At 62.8% G+C, this 14,236-nt stretch carries 11 protein-coding genes; 1 reads left to right on the forward strand and 10 read right to left on the reverse strand.

From position 1 onward, the window contains the following. The 9 genes from ABRZ00_RS02735 to ABRZ00_RS02775 form a co-directional block, all read right to left on the reverse strand. Complete coding sequence (locus ABRZ00_RS02735; protein ID WP_368641226.1) at nucleotides 1–1,323, reverse strand: solute carrier family 23 protein; 1,323 nt, start codon at nucleotides 1,321–1,323, stop codon at nucleotides 1–3. Nucleotides 1,324–1,470: 147 nt separating this feature from the next. Further along, nucleotides 1,471–2,721: an IS256 family transposase gene (locus ABRZ00_RS02740; protein ID WP_368641258.1), complete on the reverse strand. Its 1,251-nt coding sequence runs from the start codon at nucleotides 2,719–2,721 to the stop codon at nucleotides 1,471–1,473. Between the two features lie 112 nt (nucleotides 2,722–2,833). Next, nucleotides 2,834–5,374 carry a hypothetical protein gene (locus ABRZ00_RS02745; RefSeq protein ID WP_368644412.1) on the reverse strand — a complete coding sequence of 847 codons (2,541 nt, stop codon included), beginning with the start codon at nucleotides 5,372–5,374 and terminating at the stop codon, nucleotides 2,834–2,836. Nucleotides 5,375–5,401: 27 nt separating this feature from the next. Next, on the reverse strand, nucleotides 5,402–5,827 hold the full coding sequence (locus tag ABRZ00_RS02750) for a CesT family type III secretion system chaperone (protein WP_368644413.1): 426 nt from the start codon (nucleotides 5,825–5,827) through the stop codon (nucleotides 5,402–5,404). 52 nt (nucleotides 5,828–5,879) lie between these two features. Continuing rightward, on the reverse strand, nucleotides 5,880–6,293 hold the full coding sequence (locus ABRZ00_RS02755) for a CesT family type III secretion system chaperone (protein ID WP_368641224.1): 414 nt from the start codon (nucleotides 6,291–6,293) through the stop codon (nucleotides 5,880–5,882). Nucleotides 6,294–6,303: 10 nt separating this feature from the next. Further along, nucleotides 6,304–6,729, reverse strand: a complete 426-nt coding sequence (locus ABRZ00_RS02760; protein WP_343837301.1) for a type III secretion system chaperone — start codon at nucleotides 6,727–6,729, stop codon at nucleotides 6,304–6,306. A 173-nt stretch (nucleotides 6,730–6,902) separates the two neighbouring features. After that, entirely contained in the window at nucleotides 6,903–7,730 is an 828-nt protein-coding gene (locus tag ABRZ00_RS02765; RefSeq protein ID WP_368641223.1) for an SDR family oxidoreductase, read from the reverse strand. Beyond that, complete coding sequence (locus tag ABRZ00_RS02770) at nucleotides 7,714–8,670, reverse strand: hypothetical protein (RefSeq protein ID WP_368644414.1); 957 nt, start codon at nucleotides 8,668–8,670, stop codon at nucleotides 7,714–7,716. Before ABRZ00_RS02770 ends, ABRZ00_RS02765 begins: the two co-directional genes overlap by 17 nt. 101 nt (nucleotides 8,671–8,771) lie before the next feature. After that, the gene (locus ABRZ00_RS02775) at nucleotides 8,772–9,230 is read right to left on the reverse strand and encodes a hypothetical protein (protein ID WP_368644415.1); all 459 of its coding nucleotides are present in this window, start codon (nucleotides 9,228–9,230) and stop codon (nucleotides 8,772–8,774) included. Between the two features lie 232 nt (nucleotides 9,231–9,462). Between ABRZ00_RS02775 and ABRZ00_RS02780 the strand changes: the two genes are divergently transcribed. Beyond that, the gene (locus ABRZ00_RS02780; RefSeq protein ID WP_368641220.1) at nucleotides 9,463–10,947 is read left to right on the forward strand and encodes a hypothetical protein; all 1,485 of its coding nucleotides are present in this window, start codon (nucleotides 9,463–9,465) and stop codon (nucleotides 10,945–10,947) included. A 44-nt stretch (nucleotides 10,948–10,991) separates the two neighbouring features. On the opposite strand, the gene carB is transcribed toward ABRZ00_RS02780, so the two are convergent. After that, the gene (gene carB, locus ABRZ00_RS02785; RefSeq protein WP_368641219.1) at nucleotides 10,992–14,222 is read right to left on the reverse strand and encodes a carbamoyl-phosphate synthase large subunit; all 3,231 of its coding nucleotides are present in this window, start codon (nucleotides 14,220–14,222) and stop codon (nucleotides 10,992–10,994) included. Nucleotides 14,223–14,236: the final 14 nt, after the last annotated feature.

Here is a 14,236-nt window from a genome sequence, read left to right on the forward strand (position 1 = left end):
TTACGCCCGCGGCCTGCGCCGCCCGCGCAGCAGCGCATGCAGCAAGATGGCGCCGAAAGTCGCGGTACCGATGCCATCGAGCTTGAAGCTGCCGAAATCGATGGAAAAATTCCCCGCGCCCAGGATCAACGTGACGGCGGCGACGATCAGATTGCGGTTGTCGCTGAAATCGACTTGATTGACCACCCAGATACGAGCGCCCGCAATGGTGATCAGGCCGAACACCACCACGGACATGCCGCCCAGGACGGGGGCGGGAATGGCCTGGATGACCGCGCCGAATTTAGGCGAGAAACCCAGCACCAGGGCGACCAGGGCCGCCACCACGAACACCAGCGTGGAATAGATCTTCGTCGCCGTCATCACACCGATGTTTTCCGCGTAGGTCGTGACGCCCGTACCGCCCACGGCGCCGGATATCATCGTCGCCACACCGTCGCCCATGAAGGCGCGGCCCAGATAGCGGTCCAGATTCCGACCCGTCATGGCGCTGACCGCCTTGATGTGGCCCAGATTCTCAGCCACCAGAATGACGGCCACCGGCGCAATCACGCTGATGGCGTGCGCTTCGAATACGGGCGCCGTCAGCGTGGGCAGCCCCAGCCAGGGCGCGGCGGCGATGGCGGAGAAATCGATCGCCTTGCCCATCCCCAGGCCGTTGGCCAGGATCACGTAGAGCACGCAAGCGGCCAGCAGACCCACCAGGATCAACAGGCGCTGCACGAGACCGCGCGTGTACACGGCCACGCCGCCGACGCACAGGACCGTCATGAGCGCCATGGAGGACTCGAACAACGAGCCGCCCATCGCGCCCTTGGCGGCGATCGGCGCCAGATTCAGGCCGATCACGGCCACCACGGCGCCGGTGACCACGGGCGGCATCCAACGGTCGATCCAGTCGGCCCCACCCCCCTGGCGGGCATTGAGCAGCGCGATCAACAGACCGATGCCGGTGTAGATCAGGCCGCACACGACGATGGCGCCCAGCGCCACACCCATGTTCAGGTTCGGCCCGCTGCCCGAATAGCCGCTGACGGCGATCACGCCGCCGATGAAGGCAAAACTGGAACCCAGGTAGCTGGGCACCCGGCCGCCGACGAACAGGAAGAAGATCAGCGTGCCCATCCCCGACATCAGGATGGCCGTGTTGGGGTCGAACCCCATGATGAGCGGCGCCAGAATGGTGGAGCCGAACATGGCCACCACGTGCTGCGCGCCCATGGCCACGGTCTGCGGCCACGCCATGGTCTCGTCGGGCTGAACCACGGCGCCGTCGGCGGTGCCTGACACGCGGCGCCACTGCGGAAAGTAGGAAGTCGTCATGAGGGGATTACGGCCGGGGGGCCATTCGGAAGAGGTGGGTGGATGAGAGAAGTTCGCCGCAAGTGTACGGCGGCCTCTTGCGCGGCTGCAAGGCCGCCCCCCCATCAAGGGGTTGTCAGAAATTCCGTGTTTGAAGCGGGTTGAGCACTACACGGAAAGACGGCTGAATCGATCCTCATAGAGGATCGCGAACTGGTTCATGGCCTGCTTCCAGTCATGCGCGGATCGGCTCCATTTTGCCGTGATATTGCGCAGCGCCAGCCAGATCAGTTTAGCGGCGGCATCATCGCTGGGGAAATGCCCCCGAGTCTTGATGATCTTGCGCAGTTGCGAATTGATGTTCTCGATGGCGTTGGTGGTGTAGATCACACGGCGCACGGCCGGCGGGAAGGCAAAAAACGGAATCACCCGGTCCCACGCATTGCGCCATGCCGCGCTGACGGTCGGGAATTTCTGCCCCCAGGGACCGTCTGCAAAGGCCTCAAGTTCGGCCTGAGCAGCTTCGGCGCTGACGGCGGTATAGATCGGTCGGATGGCGGCAGCCAGCGCCTTACGGTCCTTCCAGCTCGCATAGTCCAGGCTGTTGCGGATCAGGTGAACGATGCAGGTTTGTAGCGTGGTGGCTGGAAAGACGGCTGCCAGCGCTTCGGGCATGCCTTTGAGGCCGTCGGTGACGGCGATCAGGATGTCGCACACGCCTCGGGTCTTCAGATCGTTGAAAACCTTCATCCAGAATTTGGCCCCTTCGGTGCCTTCGATCCACAGCCCCAGGATGTCACGGGTGCCGTCGGGCAGCACCGCCAGGGCCAGGTAGACGGCCTTGTTGCGCACGACCGCATCCTCGCGGATCTTGACCCGCAGGGCATCGAAGAACACCACCGGGTACATCGGTTCGAGCGGCCTGGCTTGCCAGGCGGTGACCTCCGCCATCACCTCATCGGTGACTGAGCTGATGAAGTCTGGTGAGACCTCAGTAGCGTACTGCTCCAGCAGAAAGCCCTGGATCTCGCGCACCGTCATCCCCCGGGCATACATGGCGACGATCTTGTCGTCAAAGCCCGTGAAGCGGCGTTCGTGCTTGGGGATCAGCAGCGGGGCGAAGCTACCATCGCGGTCGCGTGGCACTTCGATGCGGATCGGGCCGTCCTCGGTCAGCACGGTCTTGGCGCCCTTGCCATTGCGCTGGTTGCTGACCGCTGCCGGCTTGGCTGCCCCGGCCGGATAGCCCAGGTGATGGTTCATCTCACCGGCCAGGGCGCGCTCGATCAGCGCCTTCTTGAAGGCCAGGGACGCAGCATTGATGGCTTCGGCCGTCATCGGACCGTGACCGAACGACTCCAGCAACTCTGGAGCAATGGTCGGCAGCGCGGCTGGCTGGGTTCTTGGTTTGCGTGGCATAGACACTCCTTGGCGTCATGTTATGCCTCAAACACGAAATTAATGACAGGCCCCCCATCAAGGAAAGGGCGCGCGGCATGCCGCGCGCCCCCCCTTTTTCCAGCGTCGCCGTTCAGGCCCGCTGGGTGACGACCCTCAACTGGTCGTCGTTCTGCAGCAATTGATAGCTGTCGTTATCCCGTTGAAGCAGCACTTGCTCCTTGGCCAGACGGTTCAGAAGCTGTTCACGCCGTTCCTGCAAGTTTTCCAGGGGCCAGCGTCCGTAGTCTTCTCCGGAGACACCCAATTGCTTGTTCAAGTTCTCATAACGCCGCATCAACGCTTCGTCGTCCAGACTATCCACCGCCACCGGCTTCGAGCCGGACCGGTAGACATCGCGGTAGGCGGTATCCATGAGCTTCAACTGCTTGCTCATGGAATGCTCCGGCACATCGAGCACGGAAGAGACCAGTTCGTCCCTGCCGAGGTGCTCAAAGCGCAGCTTCAGGACATCCTTGCCCTCGTCCACACCGATCTCGAACACGACGCGATTGGCGCCGCCGGGCAACTGGCCGGAAAAATCGTTGATCCACATCCGGCCGGCATGCTCGGTCGCCTCGCGCCACTGGGATCCCGCGCCAACCGGGCTCATGAACAAAGGAGTCATGGCTTGCGGCGCCCCCATCAGGAACTGATAAAGACGTCGATCCGGATCGTGCAGCACCAGGCTGCCGGAATCGTCCACCTTGACGCCGAGCGTATTTTCCTCGCCCACATCCCGCGCCAGCACGTCGAGGTAGTGGCACATCGCCCGCACGGTCGGCTGACCGCTATTGACGACGTACCGGCCGACGCCCTTATCGGTGACGATCAGCGTGCCGAAGGAGCCCCCGGCGCCCTCCCGCACATGGCGCACGACATTCTCGCCCAGACGCAGCACAGGCCGCATCGAATCACTCTTGTGCTCGATCTGCCGGATTCGCTGTTGCACTTCACTCGGGCTGTGGTCAAGCCGCTCCTGAGGAATTCCCAGCATGCGCCGGGCTGCCTGTTGCACCAGCGTCCTGTTCATGATGGTGTCATCGGAAGGTTGCTGCAACAAGCGCAGCCCTTGCGCATACGTGCTTACATACGCGCGTTCCTCATCGCGATCCCTCGTCTTGAACATGCTCAAGTACGTCACGCCCAAGGCATCGCCCAGGAACCGGCCCGCACGCGACAGGCCCTCTACGACCGGCGCGAAAAAGGAAGAAAACGCCTGCTTGACGCGCGCCATGCCGGACAAGGTCTCGCTGCGCGTCGCCCCATCCCCGACAACCGCGGGCAAGCGCGGCTGGCTTTCCACCGGTTCGACCTCGGCGCCCGACTCCTTGCGCCCCACGAGCTGCCGATCCACGACCTCCAGTTCGAGTTCGAGCCGTTCGATCGTTTCCATGCGGCCTTGAGACATCACCCCCAGCTTTTCGGACAATCCCTGCCGGTGCTGCTCCTTCACGATCAACTCCTGCGCCGTGCCGAGCAACTCATTGATTTCCACCAGGCTCTTTTCGATCAGATTGATCGTCGTCTGATCTATCACATTTTCAGGCAAATCCCGCAATGCGCTGAGCGCCACATAAGCGCCGCCCAGGAGCGATGCCAGGTTCCCCGAGATGCCGCCACCGGTCAGCGAGGACACGGTGGAGCCTCCGTATGCGATACCCGCCCCCGCTGCGCACCAGCCCAGGGTGCTGACTGCCTGGCTAAAAGACGCCTTCGCCGTTTCGCCCCAGCGCCAGGCATGATCCTGGAGCCCCAGAGCGGACACATCCGACTTGATCTTGGACGGATCAATATTCTTGTTCAGAATGCTCGCGCCCTTCATACTGACAACATGTTCGTCGAGCTTCGCCATGCAGTTCGTCAGATTCTTCTGAAGCGTCTCGATCTTGTCCAGATTCTTCTCGCTCACACTGCGGGTGTCTTGCGACACGGACTCAGATTTGGAGTCACGGCCCCACAACCAGTTCCACGCGGCGCTGACTTTCCCCCTGATTGCCTGCCCGAGGCCCTGCTCCATCGACTCGATTTCTCGAGAATCTTGCTCTTCCGACTTGACGCGGAATCCCTCGCGCAGCAGGGCGATCTCTTTGTCCATCTTCAGGTTTTCACCCCTGGAGATGGGAATGTTCTCTACAAGCAGCAGCTTCTGGCCGGGTTTGTGCTCTTCCAGCGCCTCATACAACACGTCGCCGTCCTCATCCCTCTCACCGATCAATACACGAATATCCTCTTCCTCGGAAACCGATCCCACACCACCGCCTTCCTTGATTCCTTCCTCGACCAATGCGCGATCAGAACCCTCTTCCTCGGGAACCGATTCCACGTCATCGTCATGCAGCCCATACATCTTTCCCACGAACTCATGGGCGATCCCAAGCACATCCCCGCACAGATTGACCCCTGCCTTGAGATTGGACCACCCCCAGGACAGCCAGCCCTGGGCTTCCTGCGAATCCTTCAATAACTCCTTGCGGGAACCGCCGTCCGAAACCTGGACCTTGAATCCTTCCAGTTCGCCGCGCCCCGACTGGAGCCCCGTCGTTTTCGCCAGTTCCTTATCATGGCCAAGCGATTCGCCACTCGACACATGCATTGGCGCATTTCCCACGCTGTTTTGCACACCGCCACCCATGGCAGCCTCCTTCAGTCAGTCAGTCAGTCAGGCCGCCAGAGACGGCAGCATAGCGGGCACCCGGCCCTGGACGATCTCGCGCCAGACCAGGGCAGTGTCGGAAAACGCCTCCAGCAGGCCCGACAGCGTCTGGGCCGTGCACAAGGCAAGAGGCACACGGCCGCACAGCAAGGCTTCTCCGGAAGGCTCGTGCAGGCCGATCGTGTTGCCACCCGTGCCGCTCCACAAGGCATTGGCCTGAAGCATGAGGCGGTAGACCGCCTCGAGGCCGGCAGCGGCCGTCGGCTGTCCCAGGCGGGCGAAAAACACCACTTCCCCGTCATCTCCGCCTTCGTTCATCAAACCGATGGTCACATCGCCCACCACGACTTCCTCAGCCGAAAGCAGCGCCTCGACCGGGGCCAGCCCCACGAATTGCGCATAGCGCTCCAGCAAATCGGTATAGTTCGACATCTTTTTCTCCAATCCAATCAATCGTTTCATTCGTTTCAAAAAACAGCGCGGGTCAAGCCTGAAGGCCCAGTTGCCGTTGCCAGATCTGCGCCAGGCCGGCAAGATGCCGCATCGTCCTGGCCAGCGCCTGCACGCCGGATTCGGCCTTCAACCGCTGCGCCAGCACGACGTTTCCGGCATTTTTCTGAACGCCGAAGGTCGCTCCGCCGGTGCCCACACCAAACGCATTGGCGCGCAGCAGTTCCCGATACACGTGACCGGCACCGTCTTGCGGAATCATTCCCACAAGGCAAAACACCTGGATCACAGGCTCGGCCTCCGTGCCCGGCTCCAGGGACAGGCCGACCGGCACGCCATCGATCGTCAGCTCACCGGAACGCAGCAAGGCGGCCTCATCCACGCCGACATGTGCGGCCAGGTTCTTCAAGGCGTTTTCGTAGTCTTTGTTTTCTGCGGGCATTTTCATGACCTCCTTTTCAGTCAAGGACGGGCGCGGAGCCATCGACCAGGTGATCCAGCCAGACGCGCCAGCGGCGCGCATCCTCGACCAGGGAGCGCAGGACTTGCCTGAGCATGTGCGGCGACGCCTCGGCCGCCCGCACGGACCGGCTCAGCACGATCGCATCCTGGTCGCCGTAGAGGCCCAGCGTATTGCCCTGGGTTCCCGCCCAGAGATTGTTCGCCAGCAGAAGCAAGCGATGGACGACCTCGGCGTGTTCAGCCGGCACTACGCCGACATCGACGCAGGCGATGATCCAGTCTTCGCCTTCGGCGGTCCGCAACCGGGTCAATCCCGTGGCGCTGCCGTCGAAAATGTATTCCCGCAACCCGGGCGCAGCCTCCGCGCCGAGCGCCAAGAACCGCTCCAGGTCACCCGTATGGTGTTCGTTCCGATCCATCATTCCTCCACGCCTAGGGGGGCATCTTCCGTCTGGCCACCTCGGCCAGCCTTTCATGAGTGGCTGAATGCGGTGGCAAGTTCCCTGGGAGATCGCGGAATCAGAGCGCGCGCCGGCGAATCGCCGGACCCGGCACCGGGCACCCACGGGCAAGGGGCCGCGCCGCGGCGGCGCATTCAGGCGTCGCCGCCCATCCTGGGCTTGCGTTTGCGCCGTGCGGCCGCCCGGTCGTAGAGCGCGTCAGGCACCAGCCGCAGCAACCGCGCCACCCAGGCCATGGGCCAGGGGATGACGCGATAGGACACGCCGGCATCAATGGCCTGCTGCGCTTTTTCGGCAAACCGTTCGGCGGGCATCAGAAAAGGCATGCGATAAGGATTGCGCGCCGTCATGGGCGTGGCAATGAATCCCGGCGCGAGCGTCACCACGCGCACGCCGGTGCCGTGAAGCTCGACTCGCAGGCTTTCGCAATAGGCGCGCACGGCCGCCTTCGACGCACTGTAGGCGCCCGCGCCCGGCAGGCCGCGCACCCCCGCCACGCTGCCGATGCCCACCAGCGTGCCCCGCCCCCGCTCACGCATCGGCGCGATGAAGGGGGCGAAGGTCGCCATCATGGCCAGGACGTTGGTGTCGAGAATGGCCTCGAAAACCGCATGGTCCTCGGGCTCGTCGGTCAAGGTGCCGGCGCTGATCCCGGCGCTGGCGATGACCAGATCGACCGGGCCGGCGGCAAGAAAATCCCGGGCCGCCGCCTGCAGCGCCGCCCGGTCGCGTACATCCAATGCATAGACGCGGTGCCCCAGCCCCGGCAGGTTGCCGCACAGGCCTTGCAAAGCCTCCTGGCGGCGGCCGACCAGGCCCAGTTCATAGCCCCGCGCCGCATACCGGCGCGCCAGAGCGGCGCCGATGCCGCTGCTGGCGCCCGTGATGAAGACGCGGCGCCCGGGCAAGGAGCCAGGGGCCGCGTCCGGTTCGAGGAATGCCGTCTTACTGGACCGTGTCATTGTCCCGGCTGACCAGGTGCTGGGCTCCGACAATACCGATCATGGCGCGCGGTTCGCCGTCCACGATCCGCAGATCCAGCCGCATTTCCTGCGATTTGTAGAAGGCATGCTCGCCTTCCATGAGGATCATGTCCAGCTTGCCCTGGCGCTGATCCAGGTCATTCTGGCCATCGGACTCGTTCATGTCGATGTCCTTGATGCAAATGGCCTGGACACGCAACTCCCCCCCTTCCATCCGCACGTCGTAGCGTACGCTTTGCCCACCCGGCACAATGGCGGTGGACGCTTGAAGGAAGTTTCCTTGCACCGACTGATTGCATACTTCCATGACAGCCTCGCGCTGACGGTCGGTCACCCCGAGCGCTCCGAGCGCCTCATCGAAATGCCTCATTCTTTCATCGGGCGTGCCATCCGGCAGCGAGATCCCCGACACGGAGAAGCTGGCGCGGCAGATGTCCGCCTTGACCTGATCCCGTGCAGAGCCAACCCCATTGCGGCCCCAGTAATCGCTGCGGTTCAGTTCGCGCTCCAGCCTCTCGCAGTTCACCGGCAGTTTCTGCAAACTCAGGGAAAAGCCCGGGCATTGCTCCTCGGACAAGTCCAATGTGTAGCGCACGCCCTCTTCGTTTTCCTCAATCTGGAAACGGCTCTGATAATTGGCGCCGGCCATCTCTTTCAGGGCCTGGAAGCTCTCGATCTTCTGGCCATGGGGCGTTGCTTCGGAGTAGAGGTCGTACAGGCATTTTTTGGCTTCCGTCCGGTTCGTGCTGCAAAACCAGTCTGCGATCTTGTCCCAGGTGCGGGAAAAGACACTGCCAATGCTGTCGCGACTTGTGGCCTGCCGGACGCTTTGCACATCCTGAGCCCCCAAGGAAACCGGGCCGAAACGCCCGCCGGAAATATCGATGGTCATTGAGTTTTTCCCGCCATGTTCGTTCATCCAGACCGTGAGGGACTTTGTCCGCTCACGGCATCTTCCTGTGAGTGACCGGCACGCGTCTGAAGTTCCTTCTGGATGAACATCAGAAGCCGAAGCGCGGATCAGGCCTGCAGCGGGGGATGGAAATGCTCCAGATAGGCCGCAACGGCGCCAGGCAGCACCTTGCCCGCCGTGTAGCTGGCCACGGCCTCGCAGGTCAGGCCGGCGGCCGTCGAGAACGGTGCCGGCAGGGTAGCGGCCGCGATGCCGCACGGCGCTTTGGCCAATTCCTGCCCCACCCAGCCGCTGCCGATCTCTTTGAGCACTGCCTGCAGCTCTTCATGCGGTTCTTCTGACGCATCATTCTCGCCTTCCGCCACCGCCAGATCCTGACCGCGTTGGCTGATGCTGACCAACACCCCGCCAAGAGAACGGGCAATGGCCGGCTGCGCCAGATCGCCCGCCACATGGCCAATCACGGCAAGGCTACCGCACACCGCACTTTTCATCGGCGTTTGCCCAGGCAACATACGATTGCAAGCCGTCAACGTGACTGTCTGGAAAACATCACCCAAATCCATAAAACCCACCCAAATGATTGAAAAATACTATTAATAACTCGGTTTCGGGCCGTGATCTCTCGGCGCGAAGCGCGCACGGTAGCATCCTTGCCACGTCCCATCAAGCAGGCCCGCCTTGGCGGCAACCATCTCGCCATGGCGCCGCATAGCGACAGGCACCCGGCCCCGATTCGCAGGAACCATCCCCGCTCGATTGGCACCTACCGGAAAGCGCATCGCCGTCTGTCACTCTATGAACACCGATGACCCCGGCGTGCCTGCAGCACCCAACACACTTTCTTTTGAAGAGCACAACATGACGATCTCGTTCAACGGCCAGACGCTCAATCAATCCCGTCTTGATGCAATCATGCAATCCAATACCGCCGAAGAGGCCCAGCAGCGCATGGGTCTCTTCGACAAGATCAAGGACTGGTTCCGGGGCGGTGTCGAGAAGGCCGCGATCAAGGAGGCATTCGACCTGCTCAAGCAGCCCAAGATCGACATGGGGGATTCCGCCAATCTGGCCAAGCAGGAATCCCTGCTGCACCATTTCACCCTGTTGCGTAGCGCCACACAAGCGCCCTTCAGCGACCACTACGCATTGCAGGTCGATGTGGATGAAAGCGCCCGGACCTGGTCCTACAGCATGCGGATCGATGAAAACAAGATCATTCAGTGCCAGAACCTTCCCATCGGCAACGGCTATACGCTGGAAGCGTTCAAAGACGCCCAAATGCTCATGCAGCTTGGCAGCACTTTGCACAAACAGACCCGGACGGATCCTCAACCTTTGCTGGATCGGCTGCAAGAGCAGTTGACCGAGATGAATGCCATGCACAGCGGGCCGCACGGGGCCATCGGCCACAATAGCGCCCGTCTGGAAAAGCTGGCATCGATCGCCAACACGATCTTGAAGGAGTATGGCACTTCACCCGCATGCAGCCTGGATGTCTCTTCCTCACCGGCCGGCCTGCAAGCCTCGCTTTCCATCGGTCCAACAAGCATCGATACGATTCCCTTGAACAATCGCGAAGACTTGACCGACGCACTGATCTTGAACCAGAGCATCACCCTGGGAACACTGGGTTTGAATCTGTCGTCTAAAGACCCGGACCAGGCCATTATGGATGCCGTGCAAGACATGGTTGACGGAGAAGAGCTGCAAGAAGCCATGAGAAATCAGCTGAATGACCCTACCTTCAGCCACGCGAATTTCATCCGCATCACCACCCCCGATCCGGAGACGTCAGGCAAGCATATCTTCTATGCCACATTCCGCGATCCGTCCAATCCCGAACGAGAGCGAACCTTGGAGTTCTCGAACCGCCCCGGCAGCAACGGCGAACTGCGCGGCGCCCGGCTTCAAGACATGCTGTCAAACGGGCGCTATGACAGCCTGGCCGGATTGATCGGCCAGGTTCATGGGACTGCAGAAGACGCGCAGGTCATTTACGCCACCAATGGCGCCAGGCTCATGTTGACCGCCACCACCATGATGCTTAAATCCGAGGCGACCGGCACTCACGAATTGTTCAAGGACGACTCAGAGGTCGACGACTATATCCGTAACCTGAATACCCAATTCCTGGGTTCGATGTCCATCGGCAAAACCCATTATGCAGAGGTGGCGGCCCGTTGCGAATGGCCACTGTGGGAATCCGACGGCGGATCCACCCCCTCTCTTACCGATACACAATCCTCGCCACGGGTCGTTCCACTCGACAAAATGGTCTGACGAAAAAACGCGCAGTCTCCGCCGGAGACTGCGCGCCAGACCGTTCAGGCGGCATGCATGGCCTGCAGCGAATAGACTTTCAGCCCACCGCCGTGGCGCAGGTACTGCAGCCCCTCGACGGCGGCACGCGCGCCCGCGATGGTGGTGAAGAAAGTCACGCGGTTGGCCAGGGATTGCGTGCGGATCGTGCGCGAGTCGGCAATGGCGTTGCGGCGTTCCTCGACCGTATTGATGACCAGGGCGATTTCGCCGTTCTTGATCATGTCGAGGATGTTCGGCCGGCCTTCGGTGACCTTGTTGACGACCTGGACCGCCAGGCCGGCGGCCTCGATCACGGCGGCCGTGCCGCGCGTAGCGATCAATTGGAAACCCAGTGCGGCCAAGCCGCGCGCAACTTCCACGGCGCGCGGCTTGTCCTGGTCGCGCACGCTGATGAACACGCGGCCGGATTCGGGCAGCCAGGCGCCGGCGGCGATCTGAGATTTGACGAAGGCCTCGCCAAAGGACTCGCCCACCCCCATCACTTCGCCGGTGGATTTCATTTCCGGGCCCAGGATGGTGTCCACGCCGGGGAATTTGACAAAGGGGAACACGGCTTCCTTGACGCAATAGCGCGCCGGCGCCGGAATCGAGGCGACCCCCTGCGCAGCCAGGGAGCGGCCGGCCATGACGCGCGCCGCGATCTTGGCGAGCTGCCGGCCGGTGGCCTTGGAGACGTAGGGCACAGTACGCGAAGCGCGGGGATTGACCTCCAGCACGTAGACGTCGCCGTCCTGGATGGCGAACTGCACGTTCATCAGGCCTTTGACGTTCAGGGCCCGGGCCATCAACGCGGTCTGGCGCTCGATCTCGGCCACGATCTCGGGCGAAAGCGAATACGGCGGCAGGCTGCAGGCAGAGTCGCCCGAGTGCACGCCGGCCTGTTCGATGTGCTCCATCACGCCGCCGATGATGACCTGCTCGCCGTCGGCCAGGCAGTCCACGTCGACTTCGGTGGCGTTGTTCAGGAAGTGGTCCAGCAGCACCGGGGAATCATTGCTGACCTTGACCGCCTCGCGCATATAGCGCTCCAGGTCCTGGGGCTCGTGCACGATTTCCATGGCGCGCCCGCCCAGCACGTAGCTGGGGCGCACCACCAGGGGATAGCCGATTTCGCCGGCCAGGGCCAAGGCCTCGCTTTCGGCGCGCGCGGTGCGGTTGGCCGGCTGGCGCAGGCCCAGCTTGGTCAGCAGCTTCTGGAAGCGCTCGCGGTCTTCGGCCACGTCGATGGAATCGGGACTCGTGCCGATGATGGGCACGCCATTGGCTTCCAGCGCGCGGGCCAGCTTCAGCGGCGTCTGGCCGCCGTACTGGACGATGACGCCGACCGGGCTTTCCTTGTGGACGATCTCCAGCACATCTTCGAGCGTCAGCGGCTCGAAGTACAGGCGGTCGGAAGTATCGTAGTCGGTGGACACGGTCTCCGGGTTGCAGTTGACCATGATGGTCTCGAAGCCGTCCTCGCGCAGGGCCAGGGCCGCATGCACGCAGCAGTAGTCGAATTCAATGCCCTGGCCGATGCGGTTGGGCCCGCCGCCCAGGACGATGATCTTCTTGCGGTCGGTCGGCGCGGCTTCGTCCTCGTCCTCGTAGGTCGAGTACATATAGGCCGTGGTGGTGGCGAATTCGGCCGCGCAGGTATCGACGCGCTTGTACACCGGGCGCACATTCATCTGGTGGCGCAGCTTGCGGACCTCGGCTTCGGTGGTGTCCAGCAGGAACGCCAGGCGCCGGTCGGAAAAACCGCGCCGCTTGAGTTCGCGCATGGTGCCGTCGTCCAGTTCGGACAAGGTGCGCTGCTCCAGCGCCAGCTCGATATCGACGATTTCTTTGATCTGCGCCAGGAACCAGGGATCGATCCTGGTCAGGTTGTGGACTTCCTCCAGGGAGAAGCCCTGGGCGAAGGCGTCGCCCACGTACCAGATGCGCTCGGGGCCGGGCTCGCCGAGTTCGACCTGCAGGCGTTCGCGATCGGTGGTCTTCTGGTTCAGGCCGTCCACGCCGACCTCCAGGCCGCGCAACGCCTTTTGAAAAGACTCCTGGAACGTGCGGCCGATGGCCATGACTTCGCCCACGGCCTTCATCTGGGTCGTCAGGCGCGAGTCGGCCTGGGGGAATTTCTCGAAGGCGAAGCGCGGCACCTTGGTGACCACGTAGTCGATGGTCGGCTCGAACGAGGCCGGCGTCGCGCCGCCGGTGATTTCGTTGCGCAGTTCGTCGAGCGTGTAGCCCACGGCCAGGCGGGCGGCCACCTTGGCGATGGGAAAGCCCGTGGCCTTGGACGCCAGCGCCGAGGAACGCGACACGCGCGGGTTCATCTCGATGACGATCATGCGGCCATTGGCCGGATTGACGGCGAACTGGACGTTGGAGCCGCCCGTATCCACGCCGATCTCGCGCAGCACCGCAATGGATGCGTTGCGCATGATCTGGTATTCCTTGTCGGTCAGCGTCTGCGCGGGCGCGACAGTGATCGAATCGCCGGTATGCACGCCCATGGGATCCAGGTTTTCGATGGCGCACACGATGATGCAATTGTCGGCGCTGTCGCGCACGACCTCCATCTCGAATTCCTTCCAGCCCAGCAGCGATTCCTCGATCAGGAGTTCGTTGGTCGGCGAGGCCTCGAGGCCTCGGCGGCAGATGGTCTCGAACTCCTCGGCGTTGTAGGCGATGCCGCCGCCCGTGCCGCCCAGCGTGAAGCTGGGGCGGATCACGGCGGGAAAGCCCGACGTGCCCAGTTCGGCGGCGATGCGTTTTTGCACCGCCCAGGCTTCTTCCATGCTGTGGGCGATGCCGGATTTGGCCGACTCCAGGCCGATGGAGGTCATCGCATCCTTGAATTTCAGGCGGTCCTCGGCCTTCTCGATGGCGTGCGCGTTGGCGCCGATGAGCTCGACGCCGTGCTTGGCCAGCACGCCGTGCCGGTCCAGATCCAGCGCGCAGTTCAGCGCCGTCTGGCCGCCCATGGTGGGCAGGACGGCATCGGGTTTTTCAACCTCGATGATTTTTTCCAGGGCCTGCCAGGTAATCGGCTCGATGTAGGTCACGTCGGCCGTTTCGGGGTCCGTCATGATGGTGGCCGGATTGCTGTTGACCAGGATGGTGCGGAACCCGTCGGCCTTCAGGGCCTTGCAGGCCTGGGCGCCGGAATAGTCGAACTCGCAGGCCTGGCCGATGATGATCGGGCCAGCGCCGATGATGAGGATGCTTTGGATGTCTGAACGCTTGGGCATGGGAGGCGGGATCT

Source organism: Castellaniella ginsengisoli, from assembly GCF_040955415.1.
GTDB classification, from domain to species: domain Bacteria; phylum Pseudomonadota; class Gammaproteobacteria; order Burkholderiales; family Burkholderiaceae_B; genus Castellaniella; species Castellaniella ginsengisoli.